The organism is Comamonas sp. DB36 (genome assembly GCF_057914905.1).
The window spans coordinates 1,839,210-1,858,854 of record NZ_CP196631.1; the positions used below are offsets into that span (position 1 = coordinate 1,839,210).

16 protein-coding genes and 1 tRNA gene are annotated in these 19,645 nt (G+C 64.7%); 13 read left to right on the top strand and 4 right to left on the bottom strand.

Going from position 1 to position 19,645, the window contains the following annotated elements; translation table 11 throughout:
• Positions 1 to 38 precede the first annotated feature (38 nt).
• The 7 genes from ACSVDO_RS08490 to ACSVDO_RS08520 all read left to right on the top strand — a co-directional run bounded on the left by ACSVDO_RS08490 (position 39) and on the right by ACSVDO_RS08520 (position 8,764).
• Positions 39 to 1,247 carry a D-alanyl-D-alanine carboxypeptidase family protein gene (locus ACSVDO_RS08490; protein ID WP_332537851.1) on the top strand — a complete coding sequence of 403 codons (1,209 nt, stop codon included), beginning with the start codon at positions 39 to 41 and terminating at the stop codon, positions 1,245 to 1,247.
• 138 nt (positions 1,248 to 1,385) lie between these two features.
• The gene (gene rimO, locus ACSVDO_RS08495; RefSeq protein WP_332548066.1) at positions 1,386 to 2,798 is read left to right on the top strand and encodes a 30S ribosomal protein S12 methylthiotransferase RimO; all 1,413 of its coding nucleotides are present in this window, start codon (positions 1,386 to 1,388) and stop codon (positions 2,796 to 2,798) included.
• 192 nt (positions 2,799 to 2,990) lie between these two features.
• Positions 2,991 to 5,342, top strand: coding sequence for an ATP-binding protein (locus tag ACSVDO_RS08500; RefSeq protein WP_489595868.1), 2,352 nt, complete (start codon positions 2,991 to 2,993; stop codon positions 5,340 to 5,342).
• Complete coding sequence (locus tag ACSVDO_RS08505) at positions 5,339 to 6,070, top strand: methyl-accepting chemotaxis protein (protein WP_489595869.1); 732 nt, start codon at positions 5,339 to 5,341, stop codon at positions 6,068 to 6,070. Before ACSVDO_RS08500 ends, ACSVDO_RS08505 begins: the two co-directional genes overlap by 4 nt.
• Positions 6,067 to 6,615, top strand: coding sequence for a hypothetical protein (locus ACSVDO_RS08510; RefSeq protein ID WP_489595871.1), 549 nt, complete (start codon positions 6,067 to 6,069; stop codon positions 6,613 to 6,615). The genes ACSVDO_RS08505 and ACSVDO_RS08510 overlap by 4 nt, the downstream gene beginning before the upstream one ends.
• A 14-nt stretch (positions 6,616 to 6,629) precedes the next feature.
• On the top strand, positions 6,630 to 7,001 hold the full coding sequence (locus ACSVDO_RS08515; RefSeq protein ID WP_332537846.1) for a response regulator: 372 nt from the start codon (positions 6,630 to 6,632) through the stop codon (positions 6,999 to 7,001).
• A gap of 131 nt (positions 7,002 to 7,132) precedes the next feature.
• Complete coding sequence (locus ACSVDO_RS08520) at positions 7,133 to 8,764, top strand: hypothetical protein (RefSeq protein ID WP_489595872.1); 1,632 nt, start codon at positions 7,133 to 7,135, stop codon at positions 8,762 to 8,764.
• 12 nt (positions 8,765 to 8,776) lie between these two features.
• Here ACSVDO_RS08520 and ACSVDO_RS08525 read toward each other — a convergent pair whose 3' ends face one another.
• Positions 8,777 to 9,913, bottom strand: a complete 1,137-nt coding sequence (locus tag ACSVDO_RS08525; protein ID WP_489595874.1) for an esterase-like activity of phytase family protein — start codon at positions 9,911 to 9,913, stop codon at positions 8,777 to 8,779.
• Between the two features lie 84 nt (positions 9,914 to 9,997).
• Entirely contained in the window at positions 9,998 to 11,233 is a 1,236-nt protein-coding gene (locus ACSVDO_RS08530; protein WP_489595875.1) for an MFS transporter, read from the bottom strand.
• A gap of 109 nt (positions 11,234 to 11,342) precedes the next feature.
• On the opposite strand from ACSVDO_RS08530, the gene ACSVDO_RS08535 reads away from it, so the two are divergent.
• Complete coding sequence (locus ACSVDO_RS08535) at positions 11,343 to 12,236, top strand: LysR substrate-binding domain-containing protein (protein ID WP_489595877.1); 894 nt, start codon at positions 11,343 to 11,345, stop codon at positions 12,234 to 12,236.
• A gap of 72 nt (positions 12,237 to 12,308) precedes the next feature.
• Here ACSVDO_RS08535 and efp read toward each other — a convergent pair whose 3' ends face one another.
• Both efp and earP read right to left on the bottom strand, forming a co-directional pair.
• Positions 12,309 to 12,863, bottom strand: a complete 555-nt coding sequence (efp, locus tag ACSVDO_RS08540) for an elongation factor P (RefSeq protein ID WP_489595879.1) — start codon at positions 12,861 to 12,863, stop codon at positions 12,309 to 12,311.
• Positions 12,864 to 12,998: 135 nt separating this feature from the next.
• Positions 12,999 to 14,096: an elongation factor P maturation arginine rhamnosyltransferase EarP gene (earP, locus tag ACSVDO_RS08545; RefSeq protein WP_489595881.1), complete on the bottom strand. Its 1,098-nt coding sequence runs from the start codon at positions 14,094 to 14,096 to the stop codon at positions 12,999 to 13,001.
• Positions 14,097 to 14,188: 92 nt separating this feature from the next.
• Between earP and uvrC the strand changes: the two genes are divergently transcribed.
• The 5 genes from uvrC (at position 14,189) to ACSVDO_RS08570 (ending at position 19,596) form a co-directional block, all read left to right on the top strand.
• Complete coding sequence (uvrC, locus tag ACSVDO_RS08550) at positions 14,189 to 16,147, top strand: excinuclease ABC subunit UvrC (RefSeq protein ID WP_489595882.1); 1,959 nt, start codon at positions 14,189 to 14,191, stop codon at positions 16,145 to 16,147.
• 53 nt (positions 16,148 to 16,200) lie between these two features.
• Positions 16,201 to 16,770 carry a CDP-diacylglycerol--glycerol-3-phosphate 3-phosphatidyltransferase gene (pgsA, locus tag ACSVDO_RS08555; RefSeq protein ID WP_332538422.1) on the top strand — a complete coding sequence of 190 codons (570 nt, stop codon included), beginning with the start codon at positions 16,201 to 16,203 and terminating at the stop codon, positions 16,768 to 16,770.
• A gap of 287 nt (positions 16,771 to 17,057) precedes the next feature.
• On the top strand, positions 17,058 to 17,330 hold the full coding sequence (locus ACSVDO_RS08560; protein WP_235033837.1) for an HU family DNA-binding protein: 273 nt from the start codon (positions 17,058 to 17,060) through the stop codon (positions 17,328 to 17,330).
• A 15-nt stretch (positions 17,331 to 17,345) separates the two neighbouring features.
• Positions 17,346 to 17,421 (top strand) — tRNA-Val (locus ACSVDO_RS08565).
• Between the two features lie 279 nt (positions 17,422 to 17,700).
• Entirely contained in the window at positions 17,701 to 19,596 is a 1,896-nt protein-coding gene (locus tag ACSVDO_RS08570) for a SurA N-terminal domain-containing protein (RefSeq protein ID WP_489595884.1), read from the top strand.
• The last annotated feature ends 49 nt before the right edge of the window (positions 19,597 to 19,645 follow it).

Below are 19,645 nucleotides of genomic sequence, written 5' to 3' on the forward strand. Positions count from 1 at the left end.
GAGTCCGCCACAATGAGGCAATCACGACGGGGAATTCCATGCAATCCAGAAAATTTGCCTTCCTGCCTCTCGTATTCGCGCTCGCCGCGGGCGCGCTGCTGCCCGGCGCGGCGACCGCAGCCAAACCTGCTGCGCAGAAAAAGCCTGCAGTCGAAGCCCCGGCGCCGTTGGCCGGGCAATCCGTGGTCGAAGGCGGCGTGCCGGCCATTCCGGCCAAGGCCTGGCTGCTGATGGACGCCGACTCGGGCGAAGTGCTGGCGTCGGCCAATCCCGATGAGCCGCTGCCGCCCGCGTCGCTCACCAAGATGATGACCAGCTTCCTGGTCGAACAGGCGCTGCGCTCGGGCAAGCTCAAGGAAGGCGATCTGGTCTCGGTCAGCGAGAACGCCTGGTGCCGGGGTTCGAGCACCGAGTCGTGCATGTATCTGCCGCTCAACGGCCAGGCCACGGTGATCGACATCCTGCGCGGCATCGTCATCCAGTCGGGCAATGACGCGTCCAAGGCGATCGCCGAACACATGGCCGGCTCGGAAGAGGGCTTCGCCAAGCTGATGAACGCCGAGGCCAAGCGCCTGGGCATGACGCACACCAATTTCGTCAACGCCACGGGCTTGCCCGATCCGGCGCACAAGTCGTCGGCGCGCGACCTGGCCATCCTCGCGCGGGCCATCATCCGCGACAGCTCCAACTACTATTCGCTCTACGCCGAACGCGAGTTCAAGTACAACAACATCAAGCAGGGCAACCGCAATGCCTTGCTCTACACGGACTCCACGGTGGACGGACTGAAGACCGGCCACACCCAGGAAGCCGGCTACTGCCTGGTCACCTCGTCCAAGCGCAACGACATGCGCCTGATCACGGTCATCCTCAACACGCACAGCGCCAAGGCGCGGGCCGACGAGAGCCGCAAGCTGCTGGGCTGGGGATTCAGCCGCTTCGAGAAGGCCAGCCCGATCCAGCCGGGCGCTGTGGTCACGGATGCCAAGATACGCTTCGGCAAGGCCGACACGGTTGCCGCCGGCCTGGGCGCACCCTGGACGCTGACCGTGCCGCGCGGCCAGAAGCTGCAGACCTCGGTGCAGGTGAAGCCCGACCTGGAGGCGCCGGTGACCAAGGGCGCGGTGATCGGCAAGGTGGTCGCCGAGTCGAACGGCAAGCCGATTGGCGAAGCGCCGCTGGTTGCGCAGGCGGATGTGGAGCGCGCGGGCTTCATGCTGCGCATGTGGCAGTACCTGGTCAAGTAAGGCGCGTGCCGCGCGGCGCTGGCGCGCCGTCGCCGGCCCGGCGAAGCACGCATTGTGGGGTGAGCGTATAAGGGAAATTCCCGGTCTCGCATACAATACTCGCCCCACCCATCCGCCAGGTCGCCCTGCGAAAAACAAATGAGATCAGATACTTTTGACGCAGTCGCGACGTCTGCCAGCGCCCACATTCCGAAGATCGGCTTCGTCAGCCTAGGCTGCCCCAAGGCGCTGACCGACTCCGAACTGATACTCACGCAGCTCAGCGCCGAAGGCTATGCCACGTCCAAGACCTTCGATGGCGCGGATCTGGTGATCGTCAACACCTGCGGCTTCATCGATGACGCCGTGAAGGAAAGCCTGGACACCATCGCCGAGGCGCTGGCGGAAAACGGCAAGGTCATCGTCACCGGCTGCCTGGGAGCGAAGTCCGCGTCCGACGGCAGCAACATGGTGCGCCAGATCCACCCCAGCGTGCTGGCCGTGACCGGCCCGCACGCGACCCAGGAGGTGATGGACGCGGTCCACACCCACCTGCCCAAGCCGCACGATCCGTTCCTCGATCTGATCCCCGGCGCGTTCGGCGAAGCCGGGCTCAAGCTCACGCCCAAGCACTACGCCTATCTGAAGATCAGCGAAGGCTGCAACCACCGCTGCACGTTCTGCATCATCCCGTCGATGCGCGGCGACCTGGTGTCGCGTCCCATCGGCGATGTGCTCAAGGAAGCCAAGGCGCTGTTCGAGGGCGGCGTCAAGGAACTGCTGGTCATCAGCCAGGACACTTCGGCCTATGGCGTCGATGTGAAATACCGCACGGGTTTCTGGGACGGCAAGCCCGTCAAGACCCGCATGCTGGAGCTGGTTCAGGCGCTGGGCGAGCTCGCCGAGCCGCATGGCGCCTGGGTGCGACTGCACTATGTCTACCCATACCCCAGCGTGGACGAGATCATTCCGTTGATGGCTTCGGGCCGCGTTCTGCCTTACCTCGACGTGCCGCTGCAGCACAGCCACCCCGATGTGCTCAAGCGCATGAAGCGTCCGGCCAGCGGCGAGAAGAACCTCGAGCGCATCCAGCGCTGGCGCGAAATGTGCCCCGACCTGATCATCCGCTCGACCTTCATCGCCGGTTTCCCCGGTGAGACCGAAGAAGAGTTCGAGCATCTGCTTGACTTCATCCGCGCCGCGGAAATCGACCGTGCGGGTTGTTTTGCCTACAGCCCGGTCGAAGGCGCGACCGCCAACGACATTCCCGGCATGCTGCCGCTCGAAGTGCGTGAAGCCCGCCGCGCGCGCTTCATGGAAGTCGCCGAGGAAGTCTCGGCCAACCGACTGCGCCGGCGCATTGGCTCGACCATGCAGGTGCTGGTCGATTCCGCCCCCGGCCTGGGCCGCAAGGGCGGCGTGGGCCGCAGCTATGCCGACGCGCCCGAGATCGACGGCGTGGTGCACCTGCTGCCGCCCGAGAAGATCAGCAAGACCATGAAGACCGGCGAGTTCACGCGCGCGCGCATCGTGGGCACGCAAGGCCACGATCTGGTCGGCGTGCCGATCTGATTTTCCTTCCAGGGCGGCACACGTCGCCCTGGCTGCCGCCCTGCGGCATTCCCGCCATCGCCAGCGCAGGCCTTGGCCGGGAAGATCTCTCTGCAATGTCATCAAGTCGCAATCTCTACTTGAAATAATTCAACCGATAAAGTTGCAATTTGCAACATTTCGGCGAATCAATTCTCAGAGATTGGATGTGCAATGAACATCAAGCAGCGCATCGTCATGCTGGTGACGCTCGTGTTTGCCGCGTTGGCCGTCATCGGCGGTTTCGCGGTCATCCAGGCGCGCAGCAACTCCGAACAGGTCAGGCAGGTGACCGAGGGCGTGGTGCCCAGCGCCATTGCGTCGGTCGAACTGATGACGCAACTCAAGGACGTGCAGATCGCCGCGCTGGCGATGATTGCCGCGCCCGATGAAAACCAGGTGCGCCTGGCGCTGGAAGAGCTGAATGCGAAGAAGGAAGCCTTGACGCAGGCCCTCGCGGCCCAGCATGCCCAGGCCGACAGCCAGGCCCAGCGCGGCCTGATCGAGGCCGCTCAGGAGAGCATGCAGAACTACTTCGCATCGATCAACGATACCGCGCAGTTCAAGCTCGCGGGCCAGACGGAGCTGGCCGAAGCCAACATGGGTGCGACTGTCGACCAGTATCTGCGTGAACAAGGCCAGATGATCGATGCGGTGCAGGTGGAAAAGCGCCGCAGCAAGGACGCGGCGATCAATGCCCTCAACGCCGAGCTGTCGCACACCACGGTGGCGCTGATGGCCATCAGCGCCGCGGCCGCGCTGGTGCTGGGCCTGATCGGCCTGCTGCTCTACAAGCAGGTGATACACCCGATCGCGCAGATGGAGGCGAAGATGACGCAGATCGCCACCAGCCAGGATTTCACGCACCGCCTGGATGTCGCCAGCGACGACGAGATCGGGCGTTCGATGCAGGCCTTCAACACCATGGTGGCGAAGATCGAGGAAAGCACCGAACTGGTCAAACAGAAGGCGGCCGACATCCAGGCGATGCTGCGCTATGTGCCCCAGGGCATCCTGACCGTGCAGCCCGATGGCAGCGTGCACCCCGAGTACTCGGAATATCTGGAAAGCATTCTGGAGACGCGCGAGATTGCCGGGCGCAACGCCATGGAGCTGGTGTTCAAGGACACGCCGCTGGGCGAGGATGCGCGCGCGCAGGTGGCGGCCGCGCTGTCGTCCTGCCTGGGCGAGGACGCGATGAATTTCGAATTCAACAGCCATCTGTTCCCCACCGAGCTCCAGCGTGCATTCCCTGACGGCCGCAGCAAGGTGCTCGACCTGAGCTGGGCGCCGATCAGCGCCGAAGACGGCACGGTGCTGCGCCTGCTGCTGTGCCTGCGCGATGTGACCGAGCTGCGCAAGCTGGCGCTGGCCGCCAGCGCGCAGGGGCGCGAACTGGCGATCATCGGCGAGATTCTTGCCATGGACCCGGCGAAGTTCGGGCTGTTCATCGCCAGCAGCCAGCGCTATCTGGCCGAGAACACGCAAGCCGTGGCGCGCACCGATGCGGCGGATGGCGCGGCCGTCACGTCGGCGGTCGATCTGCTGTTTCGCAACATGCACACCATCAAGGGCAATGCCAGAACCTATGGCCTACAGCAGCTGACGGACATCGTGCATCGCGTGGAGCAGGACTACGAGGCCTTGCGCGGCGGCCACAAGGATTGGAATGCCCAGGCGCTGCAAAGCGATCTGCAGCAGGTGGGCCAGGCGCTGCAAGAGTATGCGTCCATCCACACCGACAAGCTGGGGCGCGCTGCGATGGAGCCCGGCCTGGAGTCGGGTCCGCTGCTGCGCCTGGACCGCGCCGAACTCGACGCCGTGCTCGCCCGCCTGCAGGTCAAAGAGAGTGACAGCCGCGACATGCTTGCCGCCGCCGTGCAGCACACGCGCTCGGCGCTCGAGCGCCTTGACGCCCAGCGCCTGGGCGCCATGATCCAGGACGTGCTCGCAGCCATTCCCGCGCTGGCCCTGGAGCTCCACAAGGAGGAGCCGCGCATTGCCATCGCCGACGCAGGCGTGGGCATACGCCGCGCCGCGGCCGCGGCGCTGCAGGACATGTTCATGCATCTGCTGCGCAATGCGCTCGACCATGGCCTGGAGCAGCCGCTGGCACGCATTGCCAAGGGCAAGCCCGCGGCCGGGCAGATTCACATTGAGGTGGTCAACGATGGGCGCGGCCTGCACATCATCACCAGCGACGATGGCTGCGGCCTGGATCTGGATGCTCTGCGTGCCAAGGCGATAGAGAAGCAATTGGTAGACGTCGAGGCCCAGGCGTCGCCGGCCGAGGTCGCAGAGTACATCTTTTTGCCCGGGTTCTCGACGGCCCAGCAGGTCAGCGACATTTCCGGGCGCGGCGTGGGCATGGATGCGGTGCGCAGCCTGGTGCAGTCGCTGGGCGGCAGCATCGCCATACAGCTGCTGGGACGCGAGGGCGATGCGGTGCGCGCCTTCCAGACCGTGGTGAGGCTGCCTGCGGCATTGGCAATCAGCCATACAGAAGAAACGGGGATCGCGGCATGAGCCTGGTTGCAATTTTTGCCGCGGGCATGGCTTGTGCGGGCGCGGTGTTCTCCCTGTGGATCTGGCGCCTCAAAATCCGCCTGCGGGGCTGCGCGCAGCAGCTGCAAGCGCTGCAGTCGGCGCGCGCGAATACGGACGAATGCGATGCGCTGCGGGCCGAGATCGATGGGCTGCGAGCCGCGGGCCAGGCGGCTGCAATGGAGTGGCGCGCGCGCTCTTCGGCGCGCGAGGCGCAGCATGCCCAGGCCTTGCAGTCGGCGATGCAGCAGGCCCATCAGGCCTTCGATGCGTCGCAGGGCAGCTCCCATGAAGTTGCCGGCGCGATACGCGATCTGTACGGCATGGAGATGACGTTCGAGCGCTGGCATGCGGACATGACGGTGCTGCTGGCGCACAACCGCGGCATGCATGCCAAGAACGAGGAGTTCTCGCTGATCGTGCGCCAGATGGTGATGGTGGCGCTCAATGCCTCGATCGAGTCGGCGCGCGCGGGTGCCAGCGGGCGCGGCTTTGGCATCGTCGCCAACGAGATGCGCTCGCTGTCGGCGCGCGCCGAGGCGCTGTCCATGGACTACCGGCGCACGCTCTACGAGAACGATCTGATCACCACCACCACCTTCCAGGACATGCAGGCCGGCGGCCGCATGATCCTGGGCGCGGTGCGCGGCCTGGAGCTGAGCCATCGCAAGGGCACCGAGGCCACGGCGCTGTCGTTGGAATGCGCATGATCTCGGCCAGCGCCTGCGAGAGCCTGGACCGCATGTTCGTGCACAGTCTCCAGAACACGTTTTCCACCCCGGAGGGCGAGCGCGCCGCGGTCACCCAGGTCGCGCAGTCCCTGCCCGATGCTGGCGCGCAGATGGTGGTGCTGATGATTGCTTCCCACACTTTCCGGCTGGTGATGGCGCTGCATTTTCCGCAGGCCGGCGAAGCGCTGCGTTTGCTGGTCCCCGATAGCGATGGGGGCGACGCCGGGCCGCATGCGTTTCGCGACCAGATGTCGGAGCGCGGCAACATGTGCTGCGGCATGGTCAACCGCGAGATGGGGCGCTTCTTCGCGCACACCGGCATGTCGACGCCGCACATCATCGACAGCCGCAGCGGGCCGTTCATGACGGCCTTGCCGCATGCCCATGCGACCCACTGGCGCGTCGCGATCGATGCGCGGCTGCATATCGACGCCAGCCTGTGCATGCACAACCGCGCCCCCATGGACTTCGAATGGCATGCGGATGCGCAGCAGGAAGTCACGGGCGAACTCGAATTCTTCTGAACAAGGCAACTCTCATGGCACAGATTCTCGTGGTCGACGATTCCAGCACCGTTCGCAATGAAGTCGGCGGCTTTCTCCAGCGCAGCGGACTGAGCGTGGCCTATGCCGTGGATGGCAAGGACGGCCTGAGCAAGCTGGCCGCCGATCCGTCGGTGAAGCTGGTGGTGTGCGACGTCAACATGCCCAATATGGACGGCCTGACGATGGCCGAAAAGGTGCGCAGCGAGCTGCGCAACAGCGCCGTCAATATCGTGATGCTGACCACGGAAAATGCGCCCGCGATGAAGGAGCGCGGCAAGGCCGCGGGAATCAAGGGCTGGATCGTCAAGCCGTTCAACGGCCCGGCGGTGCTGGCGACCTTCAAGAAGCTTGCCGGCGCCGTCTGACCATCGTTCGCGGGTGACCGGCGGGGGGCAAAAGTTCCTTCAAACGGGGCGCTTTATTTGCAGCCCAATGCATTGACGTCCTGGCGCCAAGGCCATAGGCTCGACGCCAACCAGCAGCAGGGGGGCGTGGGATGACTGCCATACAAATCAATCAGTTTGTGCATGCCAGCTTTCAGGCGGGCACTGCGGGGCGCGTGGTGCTGAAGCCAGGCGATGACGGTGAAATCGCGCTGGCTGCGCAGCGCCGCTCCTTCAAGGGCATGGTGCTCGAATTTCTCAGCAACGTGCCGTTGTTCAAGAACCTGCATGCGGTGCGCAGCTTCATCAAAGACCAGGACACCAGCAACGCGGAGGTGGTCGCGCTGCTTGCCAGTGCACTGGCCGAGGCCTATGACAGCATGCCGGCCGGCGTGGCCATCGAAATATTTGGCAAAGGCAAGCCGATCAACGAGAGCAGTCTGCGGCAGATCATGAAGAATGCCGCCCTCTACTACGGGGTTGGCGCCGCGACGAAGAATGAAGCGCGCGTAACGATCAATTTATGGCCCTACCAGGACATGAATCATGGCGGCCACGCTTCCATCAGCATTGACGACGGCGAGGGCGGCGGCGAGCACGTCAGCTGGTGGCCGAACAACGAGTATGACAAGGCAGACAATCCGCAGGGAATTGCCAAGTTTGCCAGGGCCGTGGACAAGCTGATCGACTTCAGGCTGGGCAGCAACTTCACCGATAAATTCGGCGGCAGCCTGGACTCGTATGCCAGCGACATGGCGCATGAGATGGGCACGGCAGGCACCAAGCTGGATGCCGGCGAAAAGGCGCGTCGTGCAATGGCTCTGGGCCAGGCCGATTCCGCTGCACTCAAGGATGCAAGCTATTTCCCGCGGGCCACACAGGTGCGCGATGCCGAAACTGGTGAGTGGGGCGTGGTGGCGCAGAAGATCAATTTTCCAATGGCGGGAAAAACCAGTGTGGACGGGGTGGACAAAGTCGTGAGGTTTGGCCTGGACAAGGACGCCATCCTGAAAGATGCGCGCTACGTGAGGGAAAACGCACAGGCCTACCAGGAGCTTGCCGACCTGACTGCCAAGTTCGACGATGCAGACCGTGCAGCAAACCATGCCAGGCTGGGCGTCGAGGTTGCGCAGCTCAAGGCCGAACTAGCGACAACCGTTGCCCCGCGAGGCAAGGAAACCGAGGAAAACCTTTTGCGTGCCAGGAGCAACCTTGCCCGGGGGCAGAACCCGGCACTGCTGGCGCAGGTCAACAGCAAGCTCGAACATATCCGGTTGAGCGCGGACCTTGCAAGCTTGAACGAAGAACTCGAGGAGTGCGAGCCCGTGACCAGCGAACAGCTGGCAAAGGCCAGTGCGCGCGCCCATGCCGCGGGTCCCGAAATCGGCTATCGGTTTGCCAGTGACAGCAACAACTGCGCATCCATGGCCATCCGGGTGCTTGTGGCCGGAGGTGCGCAAGACTATGTGCCGCTGCCCAAGATGACCACCTTGGGCATGAACATGATCAAGCCCGATGAGCAGTTTGCCAACTACGCCTTTGCTGTGCAGACGGAAATGGACAGGCTCAATGGCCTGTCCGACCAGGTGGAAGAATTGACGGCGCGCGGCGACACGCAAGAGATTGGCGCTGCGCTTCAAGCCTTGTTCGGCGGCCGTCAGCTCAATCGGCATGAGCAAGGTTTGCGCGACATCCTGCTGGCGTCCGTCACCGATCGCGAAACCTCTTTCCGCGACTACGCCTGAGAGACATTCACACTAGTCGCTGATCACTTCCAGCACGATGAACTGATTGGCCTGGGTCTGGGCCGTGAAGTTGTTGTCGGCGGCGAGCACCAGCGTGCGGTTGCCGTTGGCCAGCGTCCGGCCCCAGGTGATGGACTCGATGTTGTCGAGCTTGACGCCCTGGTAGGTGATGGGCATTTCCAGCAGCAGCTTGCGGCCCATGGCCGTGTAGCTGGCGCCGGTCAGTGACGGCACGGAAAGCACGTTGGTGGTGCTGGCCGTGATCTCGGTCTCGATCAGCCGGATGGTGTTGCCCACGCCCAGTGCAAACGCCCGCTCCACGGCAATGAAGCGGTTCTTGCCTATGGACAGCATCTCCGAGAGGCCGTTGTCCGGGCCAAACGCCGCGCCCGGGGGCGCGTCGACGGGAATGGGGGGCAGGCGGTAGGCGTATTGCGTCTTGGCGTTGCCCGAAGCGCTGTCCATTGCCGTCACGCGCACCACGCTGCCGGCGGCAACGGTGGTCAGCGGGCCGTCCTGGGCCAGCGCGTCTTCATTGGCGATGTAGACCGTGCCGTCGTCGGCCGCGACCGTGAGCGCCTCGAACACCTTGTTGTTGCGCGCGCCGGTCGTGGCGTTGTCGCGGTACAGATACATCGCGGGCACGGAGAACTCGCGCACGAACTTGCCGTCCGTGGTCATCTCGCGCAGGAAAGGCTGGTGCAGCTGCGCCGCGTCGCTGCTCCAGTTGCCTTCCGACGACCAGTACAGGTTGCCATTGGGCGCGCGGCGTATCGATTCGGGGTCGACGGTCCTGGCCGAGGCCGGGAACTTCGCGCCGTCGGGTCGCAGCATGTGCAGCTGGCGGTTGATCTTCACCTCGACGGGCTTGCCGCTCTCGTAGTCCAGGCTCAGGTTGTAGAAGCGTGGCGTGCCGCGCTCGCCGCCGCGGTCATCCGAAATTGCCCAGTAGCTGCCATCGGCCGCCAGGTCCAGGCCGGAGATTCCGCCGAACTCCACGCCGTCGTACAGCGTGCCCGTGGGCAGCGACGCTGAACCGAGCAGTCGCAGGGCGCGGATCTGCGGTTCGCGCTCGTCGCCGCCGCAGGCGCTGACGGCAAGAGAGGCAATGAGGGCGGCCAGCGTGTGGCGGGTGCTCAGGTGGTTCACGTACGGGCTCCATTTCTTCAAGAAGCCTCGAAGTGTCCGCGGCGCGCGCGTCAGGCTGATGACAGACCGGGCGCCGCAGCGGTTTCAGCAGGCGCTGGCAGCGCAGCGCGCCTGCGCGGCCAGCCGCTGCGTGGCGCGCAGCGTACGCAGCACCAGCAGCAGCGCGAGGATGGAAAAGCCCGCGCCCGCCACGGCCACGGCGGTGTATCCGCCGCCGAGGCTGAGCACCGCGGCGCCGGCCGCCGCGCCTATGGCGTTGCCCAGGTTGAAGGCGCCGATGTTGATCGACGAAGCCAGCCCCGGCGCTTCCACGGCCGCGCGCATCACGCGCATCTGCACCGGCGGCACCAGCGCGAACGCGCCTATGGCCCAGACAAACACGCAGGCCGCTGCGCCCAGCGGGCTCGTGGCCAGCCAGGGGAAGGCCAGCATGCTCACCGTGACCAGGGCCAGGAAGCCGATGATGGTCTTCTCTATCGAGCGGTCGGCAAACCTGCCGCCGATCGCGTTGCCAATGGTGAAGCCCACGCCGGTGAGCGCCAGCATGCCCGTGATGAACGCCGGCGATGCGTCCGTGAAGGTCTTGAGCGCGGGATTGATATAGGTGTAGAGCGTGAACATCGCCGCCGAGCCCAGCACCGTGGTCAGCAGGCCCTGGAGCACGGCCGGGCGCGTCAGCACCTGCCATTCGGCGCGCAGGTCCAGGCGCTGTCCGCCGCCGCCCTGGGGCAGGGCGAACAGCAGCGTGGCCATGGCCAGCAGGCCGAGCGCGCCTATGCCGGCAAACGACTGGCGCCAGCCGAAAGCGTCGCTGATCCAGGTGGCCGCGGGCACGCCGCCGATGTTGGCGACCGTCAGGCCGGTGAACATGAACGCCACCGCGCTGGCCTGCTTCTCGCGCGCCACCAGGCTCGCGGCAACCACCGAGCCGATGCCGAAGAACGCGCCGTGGTTGAGGCTGGTGATCACGCGCGCCACCATGAGGCTTGCATAGCCTGGGGCCAGCGCGGAAAGGATATTGCCGATGGTGAAGATCGCCATCAGCAGTATCAGCGCCTTGCGCGGCGACCAGCGCGCAAGCAGCAGCGTCATGATGGGCGCGCCAATCATCACCCCCAGCGCATAGGCCGACACCAGCAGCCCGGCCGAGGGCACCGACACCTGCAACCCCTCGGCCATCGTGGGCAGCATGCCCATGGGGCCGAACTCGGTCGTGCCTATGCCGAAGGCGCCTACGGCCAGCGCCAGCAATGGAAGGGTGGCGCTGCGGCCACTGCCTGACGGCGCGGCGAGAGTGGAGGGAGTGGATGATGCGTGCATGGAAGACGGGCCTGCGGCTCAGGGTTTTTACTGTATTGCGCATTGTGAATGCGTGGTCTTTCCCGAAAAAGTGTTTAATCACCAAAACACTTTTGCGATTTTTGAGAATATGCGCTTCACTTTGGAAGAATTGACGGTGTTTCTCGCGGTCGTGGACACCGGCTCGCTGACCTCCGCGGCCGAGCATCTGGGGCAGCCAATTTCCACCACCAGCCGGTTGCTTGCGCGGCTCGAAGACAAGGTGGAGACCACCTTGCTGCGCCGCACCACGCGGCGTCTGGACGTGACCGACGAAGGCCATGGCTTTGCGCGCGACGCGCGCGCCATCCTCGAAGCCGTGCATGTCGCCGAGGATGGATTGATGCAGCGGCGCGAGCGCCTCGCGGGCCCGCTGCGCATCGATGCGGCCACGCCCTACATGCTGCATGTGCTGGTGCCGCTGATGCCAGGCTACCGTGAGCGCCATCCCGATGTGGAGCTCACGCTGACCAGCAATGAAGGCTTCATCGACCTGCTCGAGCGTCGCGTGGACCTGGCGATCCGCATAGGCGCGCTCAAGGATTCAACGCTGCACAGCCGGCTGCTCGGGCAGTCGCGGCTGCGCCTGCTCGCGAGCCCGGCCTACCTCAGCAGGCACGGCTGCCCGCATACGCCCAGGGAGCTCGCTCAGCATGAGCGGCTGGGCTTCGCACAGAACGACATACTCAACCTGTGGCCCGTGCGGCAGCACGATGGCAAACAGATGCAGATCGAGCCGACGCTGGCGTCTTCCAGCGGCGAAACGCTGCGCCAGCTGGCCTTGAACGGCATGGGCATCGTGTGCCTGGCGGACTTCATGACCGCGGCCGATCGCGAGGAAGGGCGGCTGGTGGAGGTGCTGGCGGACGCCACCGTGCCGGTCGACCGTCCGGTCCAGGCGGTGTATTACCGGCACTCGGCGGTGTCCGCCAGGATTGCGTCCATGGTCAAGTACCTGGCCGAAGTGCTGCCGGCGCGCCATTGAAGCAAACGGAAGGCGAAAAAAAAGGCTTCCGCAGAAGCCTTTTTTGCATTGCAGCCTTGCGGCAGCCATGACTTACACGCGCTTGCGGTATTCGCCGGTGCGGGTGTCGATTTCGATCTTGTCGCCCTGGGCAACGAACAACGGCACGGCCACTTCGTAGCCGGTGGCGATCTTGGCAGGCTTGAGCACCTTGCCCGATGTGTCGCCCTTGACTGCGGGTTCGGTCCAGGTGATTTCGCGCACGACGCTGGTGGGCAGTTCGACCGAGATGGCCTTGCCGTCATAGAACACCACTTCGACGGTCATGCCGTCTTCGAGGTAGTTCAGGGCGTCGCCCATGTTTTCGGCTTCGACTTCGTACTGGTTGAACTCTTCGTCCATGCAGACATACATGGGATCGGCGAAGTAGGAGTAGGTGCACTCCTTCTTGTCCAGGATCACGTTGTCGATCTTGTCGTCGGCCTTGAACACGTTTTCTGTGCCCATGTTGCCCAGCAGGGCCTTGAGCTTCATGCGCACGGTGGCTGCACCGCGGCCGCCACGGGCGTATTCGGTCTTCAGGACGATCATGGGGTCCTTGCCGTGCATGATCACGTTGCCGGCGCGGATTTCTTGTGCGATTTTCATAGCTAGATTGCTGGGGTTGTGCCGCTCAACGCGTCCAGCTGCACCGCCCTAGGGGCTGCTGCATTGAAACATGTTCCGCGGCGGGGGGAAATAAGGGCGCAGCCTGCTGAGCACGTGCGCGTAAAAACAGAGATTTTAGCTTTTTTCTGCCACAAACTGCTGCAGTTGGCTGACGAGATCGCTGCGGGCCCGTTGGCATGCGCCCGCGGCACGCACGCAATCGCGCCATTCACCCAGCATTTGCGCGGTCAGCAGCGGCAGGCTGTCGGGGCTGGCCATGCCATTCCAGGCATGGTGGAACAGCCGCAGCGACGGTGGGGCTTCTAGCCAGTCGAGAAATGCATCGAGCTTGGCGTGGTGGGCGTTGTCGTGCTGCGGATAGATCTGCCAGACAAAGGCCTGGCCGGCCCACAGCGCGCGCACCAGCGAGTCTTCGCCGCGCACCAGGTTCAGGTCGCAGGCCCAGAGCATTTCGTCGAATTGCGGCTGGGCGCAGGGCGCGAGCCAGGTGCAGGGCAGGGCGGATTGCGGCGCCAGCGCGGCGCGCACGGCGTCGGTGGCGCGCCCCGGCGTGACCAGCAGATGGCTGGGCGCATCGCCGGCCGCGAGCTGTTCGAGCAGCACCGGCAAGGCCGGCGGCTCGTAGCAGAACAGGGACACAAGTCGCGTGGCTTCGTCTATGCCGCGCGCCGCGCGCCAGGCCTGGCGATCGAACGCCGCCTGGCGTTCAGCGAGCGCTGCTTCGCGCAGCAGGCCGCCGGTGCGCGGCGTGAATCCCGGATAGAAGAACCAGCGTGTCAGGCCTGCGGCCGCACCGCTCATCAGCAGCGAAGGCAGGCGGTGGCAGCGTTCCACATAGGACTCGGCGCTCAGGTATTCGAGGTTGATCCAGACCGGACTCTGGGCGGCGCCTGGTGGTTGCGCGGCCTGGCGCCGGGCAATCGCCTGGAGCAAAGGCTCGGGCAGGGTGCAGCCAAATGCCTCGATCACCACATCGCCCACGCCGTCCGCGGGCACCAGGGCTTGCCGGTCGGGCCAGGGGTGAACGCTCAGGCCCGCGGGGTGGGGCGCGGGCGCCATCCAGCCCAGCGCACTGGCGTCGTCGAGAAACAGCCGCACCTGCTGGCCGCGCGCGGCGAGTTCGGCGGCCGCGCGCCAGCAGACGCCGACATCGCCGAAGTTGTCTATCACCTGGCAAAAGATGTCCCAGCGGAGGGAGCGGTTCAGCGGCATGGGGAGGCTTCAAAACGAGGGCAGGGGGCGCCGATCGTACCGCTTTCGGCAGCGCGGCTGAAAGCGCGCACCAGGCCCGCCACAATAGAGGCATGTCTGAAATGCATTCCGATGAACTGCTGGCCCAGGTCGCAGCCCTGCCTTCCCTGCCGGGCGTGTACCGCTACTTCGATGCCGCGGGCGGGCTGCTCTACGTGGGCAAGGCGCGCAATCTAAAGCGCCGCGTGGCCAATTATTTCCAGAAGAGCCATGGCGGCACGCGCATAGGTCACATGATCAGCAAGATCGCGCGCCTCGAGACCACCGTGGTGCGCTCCGAGGCCGAGGCGCTGCTGCTTGAAAACAACCTGATCAAGACCCAGCATCCCAAGTACAACATCCTGTTTCGCGACGACAAGAGCTACCCCTATCTGATGATCTCGGGTGTCGCCGGGCACGACGGCGAAGGGCCGCAGCCCGGCCAGCGCTTTGCGCGCATGGCCTATTACCGCGGCAGCGTGGACAAGCGCAACCGCTATTTCGGGCCGTACCCCAGCGCCTGGGCGGTCAAGGAAACCATACAGCTGCTGCAGAAGGTGTTCCGCCTGCGCACCTGCGAGGACACGGTGTTCGCCAATCGTTCGCGCCCCTGTCTGCTCTATCAGATCAAGCGCTGCACCGGCCCCTGCGTGGACCTGATCTCGCCCGAGGCCTATGCGATTGACGTGCGCAATGCCGAAGCCATGCTGCGCGGCGAGACCCAGGCCCTGCTGCAGCAGCTCGAAGCGCGCATGCTGGTGCATGCCGAAGCGCTGGAGTTCGAGCAGGCGGCCGAAGTGCGCAACCAGATGACGGCGCTGGCGCGCGTGCTGCACCAGCAGTCGATAGAGACCACGTCGGACAAGGACGTCGACATTCTCGCGGTGCGCGTGCAGGGCGGGCGCGCCTGCGTCAACCTGGCCATGGTGCGCGGTGGCCGCCACCTGGGCGACCGGCCGTATTTCCCCTCGCAGCTGGGCGACGCCGCGGCCGTGCATGACGCCGAGAGCGAAGGCGAGGCGCAAGGCGATGCCGCGCCGCAGCAGCCCGTCGAAGTGATGGTGCTCGAAGCTTTTCTGGCCCAGCATTACACCAGCGTGCCCGTGCCTCCCATACTGGTGCTGAGCCATGCGGTCGACAAGGCGCTGGTCAAGGCGCTGTCCGAATCGAGCGGCGTGCGCGTGAGCGCCCTGCACCAGCCGCGCGATGAGCGCCGCGCCTGGCTCGACATGGCGCAGCGCAATGCCGAGCTGCAGCTCGCGCGGCTGCTGGCCGAGGAAGGCTCGCAGCAGGCGCGCACGCGCGCGCTGGCCGAAGCCCTCGATCTGCCCACGCACGACCTCGACAACCTGACCATCGAATGCTTCGATATCTCGCACACTTCGGGCGAGGCGACCAAGGCCTCGTGCGTGGTGTTCCACCACCACAAGATGCAGGGCAGCGAATACCGGCGCTTCAACATCGAAGGCATCACGGGCGGCGACGACTATGCGGCCATGCGCCAGGTGCTGCTGCGCCGCTACAGCCGCGTCGCAGAAGCCCAGCGCGAGGCCGGCGGCGCCGAGCCCACGGCGGGCCAGGCGCGCCTGCCCGACCTGGTGCTGGTCGACGGCGGCGTGGGCCAGGTGAGCATGGCGCGCGAAGTGTTCGAGGCGCTGGGCCTCGATCTGGCGCGCATTGTCGGCGTGGAGAAGGGCGACAAGCGCAAGGTCGGGCTGGAAGAGCTGGTGTTTGCCGACGGCCGCGAAAAAGTCTATCTGGGCAAGGACTCGGCGGCGCTGATGCTGGTCGCGCAGATCCGCGACGAAGCCCATCGTTTCGCCATCACGGGCATGCGCGCGGCGCGCGCCAAGGTGCGCATTGGCGGCGGTCAGCTCGAGGAAATTGCCGGCGTGGGACCTAAGAAGCGCGCGCGCCTGCTGCAGCGCTTCGGCGGCGTGCGCGGCGTGGCCGATGCCAGCGTCGAAGACCTGATGAAGGTCGAAGGCATTTCGCGCGAACTGGCGGACACCATCTATCGCGCATTGCATTGAGCCCGGGCGCGATGCTGTGCGTAAAGGTCTTCGCCGCATGACACAATTGCAGCATGTTTCTGACCATCCCCACCTTGATGACCTGTACGCGCTTCGTCGCGATACCTTTGATCGTGGGAGTGTTCTACACCCCTATGGAGCCGGCGCTGCAGAATCTCATTGCAACGCTGATGTTCATCGTGTTTGCCGCGACCGACTGGCTCGATGGCTATCTGGCGCGCAAGCTCAACCAGACTTCCTCGTTCGGCGCCTTTCTCGATCCCGTGGCCGACAAGTTCCTGGTCTGCGCTTCGCTGCTGGTGCTGGTGCATCTGCAGCGCGCCGATGTGTTCGTGGCGCTGATCATCATCGGCCGCGAAATCGCCATTTCGGCGCTGCGCGAATGGATGGCGCAGATCGGGGCCAGCAAGAGCGTGGCGGTGCACATGCTGGGCAAGCTCAAGACCACGGCGCAGATGGTGGCCATTCCCTTCCTGCTCTATGACGGCATGCTGTTCGGCGTGATGGACACCGGCGTCTGGGGCCATGTGCTGATCTGGATCGCGGCCGTGCTCACGGTCTGGTCCATGGTGTATTACCTGCAAAAGGCCCTGCCCGAGATCCGCGCCCGCGTGGACAGGTGACCGGGCCGCGGCCGGCGCGCGCCAGCCCGGGTTGTCAATCCGTGAAGCCTCTAGCGGCCGCGCGCCACAAAATCGCCCGCCGACGCTGGGCAGCAGGGCAATTGCAGCTAGAATCGCTGCAGCCGCTGGGATTGCAGCGGATAACATTGACACTTGGAAGGTCGATGGCATGGCACTAAGCGCATCCACCTCCGGTGATTGCGGGCTGGTCGGAAGATACAGTTTTCGAACTGCACAGTCTCCGCACAGCAGCGACATTCCATCCACCATTTCTCGAGAGGCTTCTTGTGAATAAGACCGAACTGATTGAGCACATTGCAAACAATGCCGACATCTCCAAGGCCGCCGCCGCGCGCGCACTGGAATCGACGATCGAGGCAGTGAAGAAAACCCTCAAAAAGGGTGGTACAGTATCGCTCGTCGGTTTTGGAACTTTCACCGTGGGTGAGCGTTCCACACGTACCGGCCGCAACCCACGCACTGGCGCCACGATCGAAATCAAGGCCGCCAAGGTGCCGAAATTCCGTCCGGGCAAGGCATTGAAAGATGCGTTGAACTGACAAGCAGTTGCAAGGGGGTGCTTAGCTCAGTCGGTAGAGCGGCTCCTTTACACGGAGTAGGTCGGCGGTTCGATCCCGTCAGCACCCACCACCCATTGCAGATGAAATCAAGGGCCTGGAGCAATCCAGGCCCTTTTTCTTTGCCCGCCTGCTGCGTTGGCACTTCTGGCTGCGTGGGCCTTCAGGCGTAACAGGTAGAATCTGCGCAGTTTCCTTCACCAAGGGTGCGTGGGTCGTTGGCAGGCTTTGTCGTTGATGGATGGATGGGGTCAGTCCCTTGCCTTCCTCAGTCAGGTTCCTTTGGCTGCGCACACCTTACAAAGGCGAACATCGGTTCGCCTTTTTTATTGCTTCCACAGAAAGATCGACTATGTTTGAAGCCATCCGCAAGCACTCCAAGTTCGTGATGATCTTGTTGTTCTTGCTGATCATTCCCTCGTTCATCTTCGTTGGCATCGACCAGAACTATTTCTCGGAATCCAGTCCGACGGTGGCTCGGGTGGATGGTCACGATATCAAGCAGTCGGACTGGGACAACGCCCACCGCATGGAGAGCGATCAACTGCGTGCGGCGAATCCCGAAATGGATACCAAGCTGCTGGACTCGCCCCAGGCGCGCTATGCGACGCTCGAGCGCATGGTGCGTGACCGCGTGCTGGTGGCCGCGGCGCAGAAGATGCATCTCGTGGCCAGCGATGCCCAGCTGGTGCGCAGCCTGCAGCAGATCCCGGCGATCGCCGCGCTCAAGCGTGCCGACGGCACGCTCGATGCCGAAGCCTATCGCGCGCTGGTCGGCGCACAGGGCATGACGCCCGAAGGCTTCGAAGCCAATCTGCGCAGCAACCTGTCGCTGAGCCAGGTGATGGGTTCGGCGATCAACTCCTCGTTCGTGACGGATTCCCAGGTCAAGCTGGCGATGGACGCGCTGTACCAGCGCCGCGAAGTCCAGGTGGCGCAGTTCAAGGCCAGCGATTTCGCGGCCAAGGTCAAGCCCACGCCCGAAGAGCTGCAGGCCTATTACAAGGCCCATCCGGACAAGTTCCAGCAGGCCGAGCAGGCCAGCGTCGAGTACGTGGTGCTTGATTCGGCCAGCGTGCAGGCCTCGATGGTGCTGAGCGAGGATGACCTGCGCACCTACTACCAGGAAAACCTGGCGCGTCTCGCCGGCCAGGAAGAGCGCCGTGCGAGCCATATCCTGATCAACGCCACCAAGGATGCATCGGCCGCCGACCGCACCAAGGCGCGTGAACAGGCCCAGGCCCTGCTCGAACAGGTGCGCAAGGATCCGAAGTCGTTTGCCGCCGTCGCCAAGCAGTCGTCGCAGGACAGCGGCACGGCGCAAAGCGGGGGCGATCTGGGCTTCTTCACGCGTGGCGACATGGTCAAGCCTTTTGCCGACGCGGCCTACGCGCTGAAGAAGGGCGAGATCAGCGACGTGGTCGAAAGCGATTTCGGCTTCCACATCATCCAGCTGACCGACATCAAGACGCCGCCCCAGCCCAGCTTTGCCGAGCTGCGTCCGCGCCTCGAGAAGGACCTGAAGGAGCAGCAGGCCCAGCGCAAGTACGCCGAGGTGGCCGAGCAGTTCGCCAATGGCGTGTACGAGCAGTCGGACAACCTGCAGGGCGTGGCCGACAAGCTCAAGCTGACCGTGCAGAAGGCCGAGCGCGTGAGCCGCGTTCCCGCCCCGGGCGCGCTAGGCCCGCTGGCCAATCCGCGCTTCCTCGAGGCGCTGTTCTCCTCCGAATCGCTGGAGAGCAAGCGCAACACCGAAGCCGTTGAAATCGGCTCCGGCATCATGGCCGCCGGCCGCGTCACCGCCTATTCGCCGGCCCACACCCTGGCCTACGAAGAAGTCGCCGACAAGGTGCAGGCGCTGTACGTGGCGCAGAAGTCGGCGGAACTGGCGCGTGAAGAAGGCCAGGCCAAGCTCAAGGCCTGGAAGGAAACGCCCGCCAGCGCCGCGCTGGGCGCAGCGCTGGTGATAGGCCGCGACCAGCCACAGAACCTGCCGCGCGATGTCATCGATGCCGCGCTGCACGCTTCCGTGGACGGTTTGCCCGCCTGGACAGGTGTGGACCTGGGCAACCTCGGCTACGCCGTGGTCAAGGTCAATGCCGTGGTCGAGCGTCCTGCCCAGGATGCGCAGATCGTGGCCGCACAGAAGCAGCAACTGGCCCAATGGTGGGCGGGCGCCGAAGGCGCGGCCTACTATGAAATGCTCAAGGCGCGTTTCAAGGTGCAGATGAAGGTCGACCGCCCTTGAGAATTAATGCCGCCAAATCGCCAAACTCGCGATAAGGCGGCATTTTTGC

What these genes read in the sequence shown, in the direction of transcription:
- ACSVDO_RS08510 (WP_489595871.1), top strand. Translation starts at nt 6,067, where the DNA reads ATGATCTCGGCCAGCGCCTGCGAGAGCCTGGACCGCATGTTCGTGCAC.
- pgsA (WP_332538422.1), top strand. Translation starts at nt 16,201, where the DNA reads ATGTTTCTGACCATCCCCACCTTGATGACCTGTACGCGCTTCGTCGCG.
- ACSVDO_RS08505 (WP_489595869.1), top strand. Translation starts at nt 5,339, where the DNA reads ATGAGCCTGGTTGCAATTTTTGCCGCGGGCATGGCTTGTGCGGGCGCG.
- ACSVDO_RS08490 (WP_332537851.1), top strand. Translation starts at nt 39, where the DNA reads ATGCAATCCAGAAAATTTGCCTTCCTGCCTCTCGTATTCGCGCTCGCC.
- ACSVDO_RS08520 (WP_489595872.1), top strand. Translation starts at nt 7,133, where the DNA reads ATGACTGCCATACAAATCAATCAGTTTGTGCATGCCAGCTTTCAGGCG.
- ACSVDO_RS08515 (WP_332537846.1), top strand. Translation starts at nt 6,630, where the DNA reads ATGGCACAGATTCTCGTGGTCGACGATTCCAGCACCGTTCGCAATGAA.
- efp (WP_489595879.1), bottom strand. Translation starts at nt 12,863, where the DNA reads ATGAAAATCGCACAAGAAATCCGCGCCGGCAACGTGATCATGCACGGC.
- earP (WP_489595881.1), bottom strand. Translation starts at nt 14,096, where the DNA reads ATGCCGCTGAACCGCTCCCTCCGCTGGGACATCTTTTGCCAGGTGATA.
- rimO (WP_332548066.1), top strand. Translation starts at nt 1,386, where the DNA reads ATGAGATCAGATACTTTTGACGCAGTCGCGACGTCTGCCAGCGCCCAC.
- uvrC (WP_489595882.1), top strand. Translation starts at nt 14,189, where the DNA reads ATGTCTGAAATGCATTCCGATGAACTGCTGGCCCAGGTCGCAGCCCTG.
- ACSVDO_RS08535 (WP_489595877.1), top strand. Translation starts at nt 11,343, where the DNA reads ATGCGCTTCACTTTGGAAGAATTGACGGTGTTTCTCGCGGTCGTGGAC.
- ACSVDO_RS08530 (WP_489595875.1), bottom strand. Translation starts at nt 11,233, where the DNA reads ATGCACGCATCATCCACTCCCTCCACTCTCGCCGCGCCGTCAGGCAGT.
- ACSVDO_RS08500 (WP_489595868.1), top strand. Translation starts at nt 2,991, where the DNA reads ATGAACATCAAGCAGCGCATCGTCATGCTGGTGACGCTCGTGTTTGCC.
- ACSVDO_RS08570 (WP_489595884.1), top strand. Translation starts at nt 17,701, where the DNA reads ATGTTTGAAGCCATCCGCAAGCACTCCAAGTTCGTGATGATCTTGTTG.